Origin of the sequence: Bradyrhizobium sp. 164, from assembly GCF_023073715.1 — a bacterium.
GTDB lineage: Bacteria > Pseudomonadota > Alphaproteobacteria > Rhizobiales > Xanthobacteraceae > Bradyrhizobium.
On sequence record NZ_JADPKA010000094.1, the window covers coordinates 1 to 13,943 of the forward strand.

Annotated in this window: 17 protein-coding genes and 1 tRNA gene; 5 read left to right on the plus strand and 13 right to left on the minus strand. The window is 63.7% G+C overall.

The window, feature by feature from the left end; translation table 11 throughout:
* Nucleotides 1-339: 339 nt before the first annotated feature.
* The 7 genes from IVB01_RS28055 to IVB01_RS28085 all read right to left on the minus strand — a co-directional run bounded on the left by IVB01_RS28055 (nucleotide 340) and on the right by IVB01_RS28085 (nucleotide 4,973).
* A complete protein-coding gene (locus tag IVB01_RS28055; RefSeq protein ID WP_247495070.1) occupies nucleotides 340-1,206 on the minus strand; it encodes a prolyl oligopeptidase family serine peptidase in 867 nt (288 codons plus the stop codon).
* Between the two features lie 490 nt (nucleotides 1,207-1,696).
* The gene (locus IVB01_RS28060; RefSeq protein ID WP_247279734.1) at nucleotides 1,697-1,915 is read right to left on the minus strand and encodes a hypothetical protein; all 219 of its coding nucleotides are present in this window, start codon (nucleotides 1,913-1,915) and stop codon (nucleotides 1,697-1,699) included.
* A 405-nt stretch (nucleotides 1,916-2,320) separates the two neighbouring features.
* Complete coding sequence (locus tag IVB01_RS28065) at nucleotides 2,321-2,674, minus strand: hypothetical protein (protein WP_247279733.1); 354 nt, start codon at nucleotides 2,672-2,674, stop codon at nucleotides 2,321-2,323.
* A gap of 147 nt (nucleotides 2,675-2,821) precedes the next feature.
* Nucleotides 2,822-3,097, minus strand: coding sequence for a glycosyltransferase family 2 protein (locus IVB01_RS28070; protein ID WP_247279732.1), 276 nt, complete (start codon nucleotides 3,095-3,097; stop codon nucleotides 2,822-2,824).
* A 174-nt stretch (nucleotides 3,098-3,271) separates the two neighbouring features.
* The gene (locus tag IVB01_RS28075) at nucleotides 3,272-3,505 is read right to left on the minus strand and encodes a hypothetical protein (RefSeq protein ID WP_247279731.1); all 234 of its coding nucleotides are present in this window, start codon (nucleotides 3,503-3,505) and stop codon (nucleotides 3,272-3,274) included.
* 893 nt (nucleotides 3,506-4,398) lie between these two features.
* Nucleotides 4,399-4,698, minus strand: a complete 300-nt coding sequence (locus IVB01_RS28080; protein WP_247279730.1) for a hypothetical protein — start codon at nucleotides 4,696-4,698, stop codon at nucleotides 4,399-4,401.
* Between the two features lie 190 nt (nucleotides 4,699-4,888).
* Nucleotides 4,889-4,973: transfer RNA gene (locus tag IVB01_RS28085), tRNA-Leu, on the minus strand.
* A gap of 158 nt (nucleotides 4,974-5,131) precedes the next feature.
* Between IVB01_RS28085 and IVB01_RS28090 the strand changes: the two genes are divergently transcribed.
* Nucleotides 5,132-5,671 carry a disulfide bond formation protein B gene (locus tag IVB01_RS28090; RefSeq protein ID WP_247279729.1) on the plus strand — a complete coding sequence of 180 codons (540 nt, stop codon included), beginning with the start codon at nucleotides 5,132-5,134 and terminating at the stop codon, nucleotides 5,669-5,671.
* Between the two features lie 2 nt (nucleotides 5,672-5,673).
* Here IVB01_RS28090 and IVB01_RS28095 read toward each other — a convergent pair whose 3' ends face one another.
* The gene (locus IVB01_RS28095; RefSeq protein ID WP_247279728.1) at nucleotides 5,674-6,759 is read right to left on the minus strand and encodes an AbrB family transcriptional regulator; all 1,086 of its coding nucleotides are present in this window, start codon (nucleotides 6,757-6,759) and stop codon (nucleotides 5,674-5,676) included.
* Between the two features lie 99 nt (nucleotides 6,760-6,858).
* Nucleotides 6,859-7,146 carry a PsiF family protein gene (locus tag IVB01_RS28100; protein WP_247279727.1) on the minus strand — a complete coding sequence of 96 codons (288 nt, stop codon included), beginning with the start codon at nucleotides 7,144-7,146 and terminating at the stop codon, nucleotides 6,859-6,861.
* A gap of 196 nt (nucleotides 7,147-7,342) precedes the next feature.
* On the opposite strand from IVB01_RS28100, the gene IVB01_RS28105 reads away from it, so the two are divergent.
* Entirely contained in the window at nucleotides 7,343-7,837 is a 495-nt protein-coding gene (locus tag IVB01_RS28105; RefSeq protein WP_247279726.1) for a hypothetical protein, read from the plus strand.
* 47 nt (nucleotides 7,838-7,884) lie between these two features.
* Here IVB01_RS28105 and IVB01_RS28110 read toward each other — a convergent pair whose 3' ends face one another.
* Complete coding sequence (locus IVB01_RS28110; RefSeq protein ID WP_247279725.1) at nucleotides 7,885-8,433, minus strand: TetR/AcrR family transcriptional regulator; 549 nt, start codon at nucleotides 8,431-8,433, stop codon at nucleotides 7,885-7,887.
* 115 nt (nucleotides 8,434-8,548) lie between these two features.
* Between IVB01_RS28110 and IVB01_RS28115 the strand changes: the two genes are divergently transcribed.
* Nucleotides 8,549-9,025, plus strand: a complete 477-nt coding sequence (locus tag IVB01_RS28115) for a PaaI family thioesterase (RefSeq protein ID WP_247279724.1) — start codon at nucleotides 8,549-8,551, stop codon at nucleotides 9,023-9,025.
* Between the two features lie 98 nt (nucleotides 9,026-9,123).
* Nucleotides 9,124-9,783, plus strand: coding sequence for a DsbA family protein (locus IVB01_RS28120; RefSeq protein WP_247279723.1), 660 nt, complete (start codon nucleotides 9,124-9,126; stop codon nucleotides 9,781-9,783).
* Between the two features lie 78 nt (nucleotides 9,784-9,861).
* Here IVB01_RS28120 and IVB01_RS28125 read toward each other — a convergent pair whose 3' ends face one another.
* From IVB01_RS28125 to IVB01_RS28135, 3 genes are all read right to left on the minus strand, one after another.
* Nucleotides 9,862-10,068 carry a hypothetical protein gene (locus IVB01_RS28125; protein ID WP_027573305.1) on the minus strand — a complete coding sequence of 69 codons (207 nt, stop codon included), beginning with the start codon at nucleotides 10,066-10,068 and terminating at the stop codon, nucleotides 9,862-9,864.
* An 82-nt stretch (nucleotides 10,069-10,150) separates the two neighbouring features.
* The gene (locus IVB01_RS28130; protein WP_247279722.1) at nucleotides 10,151-11,221 is read right to left on the minus strand and encodes a phospholipase; all 1,071 of its coding nucleotides are present in this window, start codon (nucleotides 11,219-11,221) and stop codon (nucleotides 10,151-10,153) included.
* Nucleotides 11,222-11,243: 22 nt separating this feature from the next.
* Nucleotides 11,244-12,215: a S1C family serine protease gene (locus IVB01_RS28135; RefSeq protein WP_247417837.1), complete on the minus strand. Its 972-nt coding sequence runs from the start codon at nucleotides 12,213-12,215 to the stop codon at nucleotides 11,244-11,246.
* Nucleotides 12,216-12,509: 294 nt separating this feature from the next.
* On the opposite strand from IVB01_RS28135, the gene IVB01_RS28140 reads away from it, so the two are divergent.
* Nucleotides 12,510-13,928 (plus strand): M20 family metallopeptidase, encoded by a 1,419-nt coding sequence (locus IVB01_RS28140; protein WP_247279720.1) that lies wholly within the window; start codon nucleotides 12,510-12,512, stop codon nucleotides 13,926-13,928.
* The last annotated feature ends 15 nt before the right edge of the window (nucleotides 13,929-13,943 follow it).

Below are 13,943 nucleotides of genomic sequence, written 5' to 3' on the forward strand. Positions count from 1 at the left end.
CAACTTCAAGATGAGCCCCTTACATCGCGCAAGTCAAATGACGAATGAGGCAAATGCTGCGACCTTGGTGGGGTGCTTGTCGGCGATGAATTTCGCGGTGGTCCCAGGGGGAGTGATGCCGTGGCGTGGAGGACAATCAGGTACTGTTCTTCGGGGCCGCTACGGGTCAAAGTCGGCGGTGAACGCCGCCTCCGAGCGGCTTCCGGTCTACACCAGACAGCCGACTCCCGGGCGGATTTCGAGTTAGGCAGCCTAGGGCCACGCGCGGAAGTCGTTTCCGTCGGACATCCCTGCATCGGCCCTTATCTCAATCCAATCAGGCTGTGCAGCTCTATGTGATCAGTTCTGCGCCTTCTTGGCCTCGTTCAACGCAATAATGATGGCCTTAATGGTACCTTCCGCAGCTGCGGCATTGTATCCGACATGGTAGCCATGGAATACGTGGATCGGCTCGTGGTCTTCGAAGCTGTGGTTCGCCCCCTTCCACAGCACCGACTTCACGGGGATCGAACGCTTGCTCTCGGCCATCTGGCCGCAGAGGACGGGACTGGTGGCCTCGTCCTTCTCTGCCAGGAAGAGGTGAACTGGAGCGTAGAAGTCGACGCTCTTCATCAAATAACAGGACGGCTGCATTGCGAAGCCGCCCGCGAACATGTGCTCGTGGAGGTCGCCGATCGCGCGGTTCATGATAATCAAAGACGTGGTCGCACCGTTGCTCCGGCCGAGGACGTAAACCTGTTTGGGATCGGCGATCTTTTGCTCGATGAGCCAGTCCAGAGCCGCATACGCATCGTCGGCTCGGCGCCGCGCCCAAGTCAGCTGGCTGGGATCCGAGCAGACGCCGTCAGGTCCCAAGTCCCGGCTGCCGAAGCTGTCAAGCAGCAGAACACCGTAGCCCGCCCCGACCAATCTACCGCCGTAGTCGCGTCCCCGTTTCTTCTCGACCCGGCCGAAGCCGTCGCAGCCGTGCAGCATGATCACGAACGGGATCAGACCCTTCGCGCCTTGCGGCCGCATCATGTCGGCCTGCAGTTCGCCCTCCGCCCTCACCTTGCGCTTCTCCTCGACGGTGCCGTCCATAAAGTTCTTCGACCAGCCGTCGATGTAGTCGTTGCCGGGAATCCAAGGAGAGGATTGCGCTGAGGTATGCCAAGGTATCTTGACCATCTCAGCATGTGCAGATGAGAACGACAAAACAGCGGCCATTGAGCGCTCGTATCGTTCGTTCGCGGCGCGCATGTCCGCATTGGGTCATTCGCGTCGGTTTGGCTGGGCGCCGCCGCCTTCCGCACTACCCCTACAAACAGACATCGTTACCGTGCGTCGGCATGTTTCAAGTGGGCCAGTCAGATGATTGCAGCGGCGATTCCAGCACCGGTAAGCGCTTCATTCACTACTTCTTGGAGGGCGGGTTCGACCCGACAACCAGGATCAGCGTTTTACACGGCGACTCCTCCGCCGCCTCAGCGCGGCATGAGGAAAGTATCGAACCGCACACAACAGCTAAACTCGCCGCTGCAAGATCGTTCAGGCTGCGGAGGTCCGGAATTCAGGAGTGCCCTCGGAAAAGCACAGCGAGAAGCCCGGCAGCAACGATCGCAAGCCAGATTAGCGAAACGATGAAAGAGGCGAAGTGCCAATCAACGTCGCGGCGCCTGGACTGCATTGTGTCTCCTTCCGGCGACTGTGCGCCGGCTCAACGATTGCTATCGTCCTTGCCGTTGGGGGTGCCGTCACCGCCGTCGTTGCCATAGCCATTGTTGCCACGAGGGCCGGCCGGTCCGGCGCCAGACCTTGCAATGGCATCCGACGTGAGGGACGTCGACAGCAGGAGCGTCATGGCCGGAGGCGTCACGGCGGCGAACTTTCCGCACGTCTTTAGGAATTCGCGTCGGTCATCGTCCTGGTCTGGCATGGCGTTGTCTCCCAATAGCGGAATTAAATCACATTAACCCAATTAAATCAATTAAATTTCGTTCCAAGATAAAGCGCATCCCTCGTCCGCTCTCTCAATGGCGAAGCGCCGCCTTTCGGTGGCGGGGAACTCAGATGAGCAAATCTAGCCCGCTATGTCCCGACGAGCGGACCTTCCTCAGATGGCGCGCCACATGTTTAATGGGCCAGAAGGGGGTAACGCCTCCAGTCGCTTTGGCAGCCTCTCAGCTGCCATCCTCGCAACCCGAGAACCCGCTTGCAGGCGAGCAACCACCAACGACGCGTTCGTTGAACGCTCGGATCAAAACTCACTGCAAGTTTTGAAAGGCCTGCTGAGCTTTTCATCGCTCCTTCGTTGAAGGCAGCGCTAGCGCAGCCGACGGCATCAAGCGCCAATAGGTGGTGCCAACCGGTCGCGAAGATGATCAGCGTTTGTGAGCCTGGCGGCGCTACTATTCAGGAAATGTTCAATCGCGGCCTTGCGTTGCAGCAGATCTTGCTCCCGCGAAGGCTCACTTGACATATTGCCCGCGTGCGCACGATAGACGGCTTGGTCCGCGGCAATGACCCCGACGACGCCGTGTGCGGCGAGCCGTAACCACATTTCCATATCAGAGGCATAGGGTAAGTCGGCCAAATAGCCCCCCAATCTCTTCTGCAGGCTGGTGCGGACCACTACAGTTGGTGACAGCACAATGTTTTTCGCGCCGCTAAGTGCAATGAAATCAAATCCGGACAAAACGCGGGTTGTCGATCCACGCCTGGTCTGTGGCGAGTACGCTTCCCCCACCGATCAAGAACAATCGCGCCTCCGAAGGTGAACGCGACAGAAGGATGCTCGTCCATTAGATCGACCGCTCTCGAAAGGGCGCCGGGCAACAAGTAATCATCGCAGACAGCAGAAGCATGTAGTCGGCTCTTGCCAGGCGATGCCTTCATTGGCAGTAGCAATGAGCACTCGATTCGAGACGTGCCTGCGGTAGTCGACGCGAGCGTCGGAGCGTACTAACTCCGCGGCAACTTCCGCTGTATCGTCTGGCGACGCATCATCTATAATCAGCAGGCGCAAGCGGGGGCCCGATTGCGCCAAAACGCTCTGGACGCACTCTCGCAGGAAGTGCTCGTACCGGAAGCAGGGAACAACGACGTCTACGGAGCTCATTTCTCGTCGGATTCCACCGACTGTCACAAAGAGCGTCGAGATATGTCTGTTCAAGAAAATACGATGGAATGGGTTCCTGGCCGGCCGCTTCGGGTTATACGCCGCCGATCACGCTCAAGCGGGGGTGGCTTTCGCTTTGCCTTGCGGAGCCGACGAGGACACACCGTAGCCCGGCTACGAAAGATCAGCCCGCGGCGGCGGATAGCGCCGGGCCAGCACCGACAAGGATAGATGCCGCCCGTCTTCCGGCAGTTCCAGATAAGCCAGAACGAGCGGCCGCTTCCATTCGCCGACGCCGAACTCCATCGTCATCCATTTCTGCGGCTCGGGGCCTTCCAGGCCTCGGACCCAGACGAAGTAGCGGGGAAGGTCGTCGGTGTCCGCTTCCGTCATGCGTCTCTTTGCCATCGAAGCTGCTCACTGCTTCAGCAACCGTTGCCGCACGATATAGGTAGTGGCGGAGCGAAGTCGAACGCCATGCAGGGCGATTGAGGAGTGGCTTTCCAGCCGCCCATGCTTCGACCCGCCCGCCCCGGGGCGGGCGCTCAGGACCAGGACGGAGGGCGCGGCAGCGACTTCAAGGCGTAGGTGCCTTATCCCGAGTACACCATTAGAAGCATCGTCACGGAAGACAAGGCGCGCGTTGCGGCCGCCGCGAAGGACATGCGATCGCCGCCGCGCTCGGGTGCGGTGAAACCGGGAGCTCGGTCGCTGAGATCCCGATTAACAGAAATTCGGAAATGCCGTATGTGATCTGCCGTCCCGGCCCATGGATAAGGGGCGTTTCGCGATCGTCACGATACGCGGGCCGGGTGGCGGTGGGCGTGGAGCGCATCGGCGCGCAGGCAATCGCAGGGCGGGTTTGGCCCGTGAGCGGTTGAGCAGCGCGCGCACGACAGGTGCAGTCCGCGTACGGCAAAAGCGTGTGGTCCTGGCGCCCGGGGTCTGTGCGTCAAGGCTTGCGGTGATGTTGCGGCCCGACCGGGCGAGCGCATCAGCTATCTCGCAAGGCGACGGGGGCAATAGTGCATCGCTCCCCGGGGAGAGCGCGCCATAAGCCGTTAAACCACTGCGCAGGGAAGGCCGGGATGTCCAGGCTGCCCTGTATGCCGCTGTGCATTTGTCTTCGCGCAATTGCGCACAGCGGACCGCGGGTGCCAGCTGGCACTCGGTCTTCCCTGCGCCCTTTCCAAGGACGGGGCGTCAAGAGAAGCTCAAGACTCGGGCGTTATGCGTCGCGAGGCTGTACAGGCGCGTCTTGCGCTGCTTGACAATTGAAGCGTGCACGGTTCGCCTGCCGATCACCGCCACAATTCGCAGGCCGCGACGCGGTTGATGTCGGCGAGCCGCCTTGCGCCATCTCCGTGGAGATCGAGGCTGCCGACCAGCGTCAGCAGGCGACGATAAGCGGTGTCGGCAATTTCGACCGGCAGCGGGGCCTCGAAGGCCTCGACATAGCTGCCGACGACACCGCTGAGCAGACGACACAGGCCGCGCTGGGCGGGATCGTCCCGGCCGAGTGTCTCGAGCTTCTGCTGGAAGATTTGGAAGGTCCGCAAACCGTGGTGCTGCTGGGAAAGCCACGCGTGCAGATCGTTCATGTGAGCTCCTTCGAGTTACAGAAGAAGCTACCGGCTTATACAGTGGGGAGGGGACGATGGCTAGCGGGGGAAGCGGAGGTTCGTTGCGCCAATCCGCCTTCGCCAAGGCTTCGGCGGGACAGCCTTCGCTGCTTCGCGTGGATAGACCGGCGCCTCGCTCGCCTAGCCGTAGGTGCGAAGCAGCGAAGGCTGGTGCCCCTGGCCGGAATCGAACCAGCACTCCTTGCGGAACTCGATTTTGAGTCGAGCGCGTCTACCAGTTCCGCCACAGGGGCCCTCGGTCGGCCGCTCGGATGAGGGCGTCGCGAAGCCGGCGGACTATAGCCATGGACAGGACGGGGTCAACCCGCGCCAAAGTGATCCCCGCCGTTCTCGACAGCCACATAAGCCGGAGTTAGAGGCTTGGAGCGCGACCCATCGGAGAGAGGCTGCCGTGACGATCCAGAGTGCCGCAATACCAGCGTTCAAGTCGGCCAGCGCCGGTCCCGCGCTGACCGCCTCGCTGCTCGTCACATTGATCGCCGCGGCCACGATCGCGGGCGCCTGGTTCTTCCAGCTCGTGCTGGAGATCCTGCCCTGTCCGCTCTGCCTGGAGCAGCGCTACGCTTATTACCTCGCGATCCCGCTCGGTGCCCTCACGGCGCTCGGGGCCAGAAGCGGCGCGCCGCGGCCGCTGCTGCTCGTTGCGCTAGCGATTCTGGTGCTGGCGACGCTCGCCAATGCCGGTCTCGGCGCCTATCACTCCGGCGTCGAATGGGGATTTTGGAAGGGGCCGACCGATTGCTCCGGTCCCGTCGTCAATCTCGGTAACGCCGGCGATCTTTTCTCGCGGCTCGACACCGTGAAGGTGGTGCGCTGCGACGAGGTGCAGTGGCGCTTCCTCGGCCTCTCGCTCGCCGGCTACAACGTGCTGATCTCGCTGCTGATGGCCGCGATCGCCGCATGGGGATTTGTGCGGACGGCGAAGCGCTGAGCTCAATCATCCACGTCATCCTGCGTGCGCCCGAACAAGTGCACGATGCCGGGTGTCGCGATCGTCACGAAGACGAAGCGCGACAGGTGATGGGCGCCGACGAAGATCGGGTCGATGTGCAGTGTCAGGGCCAGCGCCAGCATCGCGTCCATCGCGCCCGGAGCGAAAGCAACGACGACATCGGAGAATTTCACCTGCGTGGTGAGCGCGACGATGCCGACGAAGATGGCGGAAACGGCAATTGCGACCGCGAACGAGCCCAGCGCGGCGTTGATATGGCCGGCCAAAGTCTTGATCCGCATCCGCGCAAAGCGGCTGCCGATCAGGGCGCCGATGCCGACCAGCGCCACGCCGCGCACCCAGTCCGGCAGGCCGCCCTCGACCCAGCCGGCGCCATGCAACACGCCGGAGGCGATCATCGCGCCGAACATCCAGCTCGCCGGAAATTTGATCAGCCGCAGAAACAGAGCCAGCGCCAGCGAGGCTGCGGCCAGCGCCACCAGGTCGAGCGGCGAGGCGATCGTCGCCGTCAGCGACGGTGCGGCCGAGGGCGCCACGCCCGCGATCGCCAGCACCATCGGCAGCGCCGCGGTGAGGATGATGACCCGCATGGTCTGCACCACCGCGATGCCCGGCAGGTCGGCGCCGCGCTCGACCGCCAGGATCGTGATCTGCGACAGCGCGCCGGGGCTGCCGGCGAGGAAAGCCGAGGTGCGGTCCCAGCCATGGACGCGCTGGAGGTAATAGCTCGAGCCGAAGGTCGAGCAGAACGTCGCGAGCGCAAGCAGGCCGATGGTGACGGGATAGGCGCTGACCTGCTGGATCAGATGGCGCGAGACCACCGAGCCCAGCGAGATGCCGAGCAGCACCAGCACGGTCTGGGTCAGGATGGGCGGCAGCATCAGCTGACGACCGGCAATTGCCGCGATCCCGACCGCGATCATCGAGCCCGAGATCAGCCCGCCGGGAAGGCCGGCGACGAGAAATACGAGGCCGCCGGCGGTGCCGACGACAAGCGTCTCTATCGTGCTCAAGACGTTGGCACGGCTCGGCCATTCGAACGGCAGGGAGGCGACGATTTGCTTCACGCCACCTTATCGCAAATCAGCGAGAGGCGCACAATTGCAGGCTCGTCATGCCGCAATGCGCATGTCTCTCACTGATGCTGGCGGAGGATCGTGATGGGCTTACTTCTTGTCGGCGGTGGCGGGGGCGGCAGTGCCGGCCTTCGCTTCCTTCATGCATTCGCGGCGAAATTTCTTGCGCTCCTTGCCCTTCAGTCCCTTGGCGTCCGCCTGCTTGGAGCATTCAAGCGATTCGGCCGAGCGCTCCTTCGGCGCCTTCTTGTCGGCGGTTGCAGCAGTGTCGGTCTTTGTATCGGTCTTGGCGGCCGGCGCGGCGGTCTGGGCGAAGGCAGTGCCGGTGGCGAGCAAGGAGACGAGAGCGAGGGCGGCAAGGCGGGAGGTGACGGTCATGTGTTGCACTCTTCTTGAATTGCGAGGGGCTGGGAACGTCGGCCCGCGTTGCTGAACGCGACATGAATGAGTCGAACGGCGGCACCACTAAATTTTGCCGGCGCAACCCATCGCATCCTTGTCGCAAGCCACCGACACGCTAGGATAGCAATCCTCGTTTCACTTTCGTCGGGAAGACCAAGGAGGAGACCCAGGGATGACCATTCAGGCAAAATTGTTGTGTGCGATTGCAGCGGCGTGTGTCGCGGCATTGGTGGCGAGCGCGCCGGCGCAGGCACTGACCGCGCAGGAGTGCAGCGCAAAATATCAGGCGGCCAAGAAGGACGGCTCGCTCGGCACCATGAAGTGGAATGACTTCCGCAAGGCCCAATGCGGTGCAGACGCAACCCCCGCCGCTGCGCCCACCGCGGCTGCTCCGGCTGCGCCCGCCGCTCCTGCCGAACCGAAGCAGGCGAAGAAGGAAGCCGCGCCCGCCGCTGCGCCGACGCTGCCGGCTGGACCTGCGATCTATCCGAACGCGGTCGATCCGAAATACGCCAAGGAGACGCCCGGCAAGGCGCGGCTCCACACCTGCGTCGACCAGTACAATGCCAACAAGGCCACCAACGGCAATGGCGGCTTGAAATGGATCCAGAAGGGCGGCGGCTATTACAGCGAATGCACCAAGAAGCTGAAGGGCGCAGCCGCCTGAGCTTCGAAAGCAATGCGATGGCCGGGGCAAAGCTCCGGCCATTTCGCTTAGTCGAGCAGCTTCTCGGCCGATTTGGCCACAAGCTGCGACCGCTTGCGCGGCCCGCGCTCGACGAACAAGAGGCTTTGCCCGAAGATGAAGCAGTAGAACAGGAAGGCCTGCGCCTCGGCCTCCTCGGCGGCAAGGCCGGTCGCGCGATAGAGCTCTGCGACGTGCTTGAGCCGCGCGGCATCCACGCTCGCCACCGCCGCCGCCGCGCCCTCATCCGAACGGGCCCATTGCCGGATCGCGAGCTCGATCGCCATGCCCTCCGGATTGACCCGCTCGGAATAGAGCTGGATCAACGCTTTCAGCCGCTCGCGGGGCTCTTGTCCGTCGAGACTCGTCTGCTGCGCGATCGCCGCAGCGCGTCCCTCGCGCCAGCGTTCCAGAATTGCTTTGAGCAGTGCGGGCCGGTCGGCGAAGCGGCGGTAGAAGCCGCCCTTGGTGACGCCGAGGTTCTTGGCGAGCACCTCCACCCGCACGCCCTCGACGCCCGAGCGGGCGAGTTCGGTAAACCCTGCCTCGACCCAGACATCGCCCTTGCCGTCGCTCATGAAGGAAGCCTCGCCGGTTCTTGATACGGTGCCGTATTGCTAGCGCGACGCAGCTCTGATACGCTACCGTATCAACAAAGGCGGTAGAAAAAGAATAGGGCGGAAGGCGTGAACGATGATGGCATTCGAGCCAAAAAACCCGGATTACCGCGCTGCGGCCACGGCGATGTTCGCGGCCCAGCCGGCAATGCACACGCTCGGTATTTCGATCATCCATCTCGCCCCGGGCGAGGTGGAGCTGGCGATGCCGCATTCGGCTGCCTTCACGCAGCAGAACGGATTTGTCCATGCCGGTATCATTACGGCAGGCCTCGACAATGCCTGCGGAGTCGCCGCCTTCACCCTGATGCCGCGTGAAGCGGACATCCTCACCGTCGAGTTCAAGACCACGCTGCTCGCACCTGCTCGCGGCGCGCGCTTTGTCTTCAAGGCCGCGGTGGTCAAACCCGGTCGCACGCTGACCTTCTGCGAAGCCAGGGCTTTTGCCGAGCATGAGGGCAAGGCGACGCTGATCGCGTCCATGACCGGCACGCTGATGGCGATGCTGCCGCGCGGTGCGGCTTCGCCGGCGCCGGCCGCAATCCGCTCATAGCATGGCGATGACATCGCGCCCGCGACGCTCTATATGAGCGGTAACACTTCTCGGTCCCGAATCGTATTTGCAGCGATGGGACCGAAACGGGACGAGATATGGCTGGATCTGGCAATAAGGGCCTAGTGACGACGCGGCGCGCGGCGTTGACGTTGATCGGGGCAGGCGTCTTGGCGGCTGGTGGGATCACTTTCGCCCGCGCCGCCGCCGATGGCGACGAGGTGCTGACCGAATCCAAGGTGTTGCGTGATCCCGAGACGCCGGTTGCCGGCAATCCCGACGGCAACATCACCATCGTCGAATGGTCCGATTACAATTGTCCCTATTGCCGCAAGCTCGAGCCTGAGCTGCGCCAGGTCGTCCAGGACGACGGCAAGGTGAGGCTGGTGATGAAGGATTGGCCGATCCTCGGGCCGGTCTCGGTCACGGCGGCGCGGACCGCGCTGGCGGCGAAATTCCAGGACAAATACCATCAGGCCCACGACGCCATGATGGGCGTCAGCTCGCGCCTGACCGAGCCGCGCATCAACGAGATTCTTGCTGGCGCAGGCGTCGACATGGACCGGCTGAAGCGCGATCTCGCCGGCCACGCCAAGGACATCGACGCCATCCTCAAGCGCAACAACGAGCAGGCCGAAGCCTTCGGCTTCCGAGGCACGCCGTCCTTCATCGTCGGCAAATACCGCGTACCCGGCGTGCTGAGCATGAACGAGTTCGAGCAGGTTATTGCCGACGCACGCAAGGCCAAGATGAACTGAGCCAGGCGATAGTCATCACCTAACACAAAGGCGCCGCCGCGGAGTTCGCGACGGCGCCTTGTTCATGATACCGCGTCGCTACTTCGACGAGATCCGGACCCAGTCCTTGTGCGCGCGGTCCCGCAGCGCGTCCCAATCGGCCTTGGCGACATCCCAGTTCACGATGGTGCGATTGGTGATCGCGACCTCGCCATTGGCGACCGACGACGTCTGCATGGAATCATAGACGTAGACCCCGCCCGCAAGCAGCAGCGCGCCGAGGATCATTCCGAAAAAAGTCTGCATGGCGAACCTCCGGTGACGAGCGATAACGTCGGTGCGGAGCGATTGTTCCCGCGGCGGTGCGGCGCGGGTAAGGACGGATCGTTCATCTCCTATTCAGCCAATCCAGCAGCTCCGCGTTGATCTCGCGCGGATAGGTGTGACTGAGGTCGTCGATCTCCCGATAGGTCACGTCGGCGCCGGCGGTAGAGAGCGTCGCCTGCGTCTGCCGTGCGGTCTGCACCGGAAACATCCAGTCGAGCTTGCCGTGGGTGATGAAGACCGGCAGGCGCTGGAGGCGCTTGGCGTTCGCCACCTCCGCCATCAGCGGATGGAAGGTCGCCGACACCGGCGCAAGATGGGTGAAGGGCGAAGCACCGTCGAGCCCGGTGACGTAGCAGAAGGTGCCGCCGTCGCTCATGCCGGTCAGCAGCATGCGCGAGGCATCTATGCTCCAGCGGCTGCGCACGGTCTCGAGGATGCGCATGAGATTCGGCGTATCGGCGTCATCGCCCATTAGCGCCCAGGTCGGGCCGATTGCGGTCGGCGCTACCAGGATTGCGCCGAGGCTGCGCGCATCGCGCAACCAGCTCCACAGGAAACCGCGCCCGTTGCCGCTGCCGCCATGCAGCGCCATCACCAGCGGCATGGTCCGATCGGGCGTGTAATATTCGGGCACATAGACCGAGAAGCCGCCGCGGCTGCCCGGCTCGTTGTGATCATGGAAGATGCCGGTATTTTCGCTAGCGCCACCTTCGAGCCGGGACAACAGCTCGGCATTTCCGCGATTGGCAGCGTTGAGAAAGAAGCTGCTCACGGGAGGAAACTGCACCGCCAGCGGATAGAGCGCCTCTTGCGCGCGCGGCAGGTGGCGCAGCGCGCGGAACACGGCGACGAGGTCGCCATTGCCGCGCTCGACCTCGCGGATCCCGGCAAAGGCGGCGAGCGTCTCGTTGCAAGCGCGATCGAGCCGCTCGCGCAGCCCGGCGAACTGCTCCGGCCAGTCGCCGATCGCTGCCCGCGCCGCTTGCAGCGCCTCGTCCGGCGAGCCGATCGCGTTCATCACCGAGGCGAAGGCTGGCGGGTGCAGATGCCGCTGGAAGAAGCCGAGCGCCTCCAGCGCATTGAGCAGCGGCGGCAGCACGGCCACGATGTCGTCCACGACGGCCTCGGTCATTGCCGCTTCCTCAAGCCTTGCGTCAGTGCAGCTGCGGCGCCTTCAGGAGCTTGAAGCGGTCGGTCGAGGTCACCGTGACGTCGAAGGTGACGCCTTCATGATGCACGGTGAGCGGCACGTCGACGCCGGCGGCGCCGAGCGCCCACATTTTCCGATAGAAGCCGGTCTGGCTCGTGACCTTCTCGCCGTTCACGGCGAGGATGACATCGCCAGTCTTGAGCTCGGCGCGCGCGGCCGGGCCGTTGGCGGAGATGCCGATCACCACCACGCGGTTGTCGATCTCGGTCGAGTAGAGCCCGAGCCAGGGCCGCGCCGGCTTGTTGACGCGGCCGAACTTGCGCAGGTCGTCGAGGATCGGCTTCAAGAGGTCGATGGGCACGATCATGTTGACGTGCTCGCCCTTGCCGTCGCGTTCGCGCTCGAGCTGGAGCGAGCCGATGCCGATCAACTCACCGCGTTCGTTGAGAAGCGCGGTGCCGCCCCAGTTCGGATGTGCGGGATAGGTAAAGATGGCCTCATCCAGCAGATATTCCCAATAGCCGGCGAATTCCTGCTTGGCCACGATCTGGCTCGCAACCGAGCGCGTGCGGCCGCCGGCGCCGCCGACCACGACGCGATCGCCGATCCGCGATTCCGCCGAGGTGCCGAGCGGCAAGGGTTCGACGTCGAGCTGGCCGAGCGCCTGCACGAGGCCGAAGCCGGTGACGGAATCGAAGCCGAGCGCATGGCCTTCGACCACGCGTCCGTCGGCCAGGTGCAGCCATACGGATTCCGCCTCGGTGATGAGGTAGCCGATTGTGAGCACCAGCCCGTCGTCGATCACGACGCCGTTGCCGGCGCGTTCGGTGCCCAGCGTCTCGGCGCTGAAGGCGTCTGGCGGGATGATGGCGTGCAGGCCGACGACGGACGCGAGCGCGCGGTCGAGATCGAAACCATAATCGCTTGCACGCGGCTGATTGGCCGGTGGCACTCTCCATTCGGTCAGTGCGGGCATGGAGTTCTCCTGGCTGAGAGCATCGCTCCGCCGTCGCCGGCGGAACGAGGCGCGAAGCACGGATAATTTAGGCCGGAGGACGCCGTCTTGAAAGCCTCGTTCCCAACTATTCCAGAGAACGCCGCGTGAAATCTTCGAAAGGCATAACGACGGTTCGTGCGCAGGTGGCAGGTGACAGCCGGCCCTTCGACCCGGCAGCCGTCGCATGGCTGGTGTCCGGCGAGGTGCTAGGCGCGGTGCAATGAAGCTGCTAACCATTGCCGCTTCGTTTGACCAGGGATCACGGATCGAAGCATGGATAACCGCAGCGACATCTGGCGTGGCGTCGACACGATCAAGGCGCGTTTCATCGACCTCAGCGATAAGATCTGGGGCACGCCCGAGGTGTGCTACACCGAGGCGCGGTCCGCCGCCGAGCATCTCGCCGAGCTGCGTCATCAGGGTTTCCGCATCACCGAGAATCTCGCCGGCATCCCGACTGCGCTGATGGGCGAGTGGGGCGAAGGCGGTCCGGTCATTGCCTTCATGGGTGAATATGACGCGCTGCCGGGATTGAGCCAGGAGGCAGGTGTCGCCGAGCACCGTCCGATCGAGGTCGGTGGCCATGGCCATGGCTGCGGTCACAATCTGCTCGGTTCCGCTGCGCTGCTCGCCGCGACGGCGGTGAAGGACTGGCTCGCCGAGAACAAAGTGCCCGGCCGCGTGCGCTATTACGGCTGCCCCGCAGAGGAAGGTGGCGCGGCAAAGGCCTTCATGGTGCGCTCGGGTGCGTTCGAAGATGCCGACATCGCCATCACCTGGCATCCGCACAGCTTCTGGGAAGTGGCGGTCACGCCCTCGCTCGCCAACACGCGCGCGGATTTCATCTTCACCGGTCGCACCTCACATGCGGCGGCCTCGCCGCATCTCGGCCGTTCTGCGCTCGACGCGGTGGAATTGATGAACGTCGGCGTGAACTACATGCGCGAGCACATGCCGAGCGATGCGCGCGTGCACTACGCCTTGCTCGACACCGGCGGCATCGCGCCCAACGTGGTGCAGGCCCATGCACGGGTGCGCTATTCGATCCGTGCCCGCGATCTTCCCGGCATGAACGAGCTGGTCGAGCGCGTGTCCAAGATCGCGCAGGGCGCGGCGCTGATGACCGAGACCAAGATGGAAATGAAGATCATCTCCGCGGTCTCCAACATCCTGCCGAATACCCCGCTGGAGCAGGCGCTACACCGTATCATGGAAGACCTCGGACCGCCGCATTTCGACGAGGCGGACAAGGGCTTTGCCAGCCAGATTCGTGCGACGCTGAGCGACAAGGACATTTCGTCGGTTTACTACGCGATCGGCATGGAGCCCACCGATCGGCCGCTGGCCGACTTCCTGGTGCCGCTGGATGCCAAGCGCAACCCGCTGGTCGGTTCGACCGACGTGGGCGACGTGAGCTGGGTGGTCCCGACCGTGCAGGTTCACGCACCGACGGTTGCAATCGGCACGCCCTTCCACACTTGGCAGGTAGTGGCGCAGGGCAAGAGCCCGCATGCCCACAAGGCGATGGTGCAGGCCGCCAAGGCGATGGCCGGGCTCGGTATCAAGGCGCTGACGGAACCGGAGCTGATCAAGTCTGCCAAGGCGGATCTTCAGAAGCGGACGGCCAAGATGCCTTACGTCTGTCCGTTGCCGGATCACGTCGCGCCGCCGCTCGATATGTCGGTGACGTAGAGCGTCGATACTTAA

Excerpts from the sequence above, each read along its gene's own strand:
- IVB01_RS28110 (WP_247279725.1), bottom strand. The coding sequence starts at position 8,433 with ATGAGCGACGGCAAGGGCGATGTCTGGGTCGAGGCAGGGTTTACCGAA.
- IVB01_RS28140 (WP_247279720.1), top strand. The coding sequence starts at position 12,510 with ATGGATAACCGCAGCGACATCTGGCGTGGCGTCGACACGATCAAGGCG.
- IVB01_RS28135 (WP_247417837.1), bottom strand. The coding sequence starts at position 12,215 with ATGCCCGCACTGACCGAATGGAGAGTGCCACCGGCCAATCAGCCGCGT.
- IVB01_RS28130 (WP_247279722.1), bottom strand. The coding sequence starts at position 11,221 with ATGACCGAGGCCGTCGTGGACGACATCGTGGCCGTGCTGCCGCCGCTG.
- IVB01_RS28105 (WP_247279726.1), top strand. The coding sequence starts at position 7,343 with ATGACCATTCAGGCAAAATTGTTGTGTGCGATTGCAGCGGCGTGTGTC.
- IVB01_RS28055 (WP_247495070.1), bottom strand. The coding sequence starts at position 1,206 with ATGGCCGCTGTTTTGTCGTTCTCATCTGCACATGCTGAGATGGTCAAG.
- IVB01_RS28115 (WP_247279724.1), top strand. The coding sequence starts at position 8,549 with ATGATGGCATTCGAGCCAAAAAACCCGGATTACCGCGCTGCGGCCACG.
- IVB01_RS28120 (WP_247279723.1), top strand. The coding sequence starts at position 9,124 with ATGGCTGGATCTGGCAATAAGGGCCTAGTGACGACGCGGCGCGCGGCG.
- IVB01_RS28060 (WP_247279734.1), bottom strand. The coding sequence starts at position 1,915 with ATGCCAGACCAGGACGATGACCGACGCGAATTCCTAAAGACGTGCGGA.
- IVB01_RS28100 (WP_247279727.1), bottom strand. The coding sequence starts at position 7,146 with ATGACCGTCACCTCCCGCCTTGCCGCCCTCGCTCTCGTCTCCTTGCTC.
- IVB01_RS28075 (WP_247279731.1), bottom strand. The coding sequence starts at position 3,505 with ATGGCAAAGAGACGCATGACGGAAGCGGACACCGACGACCTTCCCCGC.
- IVB01_RS28070 (WP_247279732.1), bottom strand. The coding sequence starts at position 3,097 with ATGAGCTCCGTAGACGTCGTTGTTCCCTGCTTCCGGTACGAGCACTTC.
- IVB01_RS28125 (WP_027573305.1), bottom strand. The coding sequence starts at position 10,068 with ATGCAGACTTTTTTCGGAATGATCCTCGGCGCGCTGCTGCTTGCGGGC.
- IVB01_RS28080 (WP_247279730.1), bottom strand. The coding sequence starts at position 4,698 with ATGAACGATCTGCACGCGTGGCTTTCCCAGCAGCACCACGGTTTGCGG.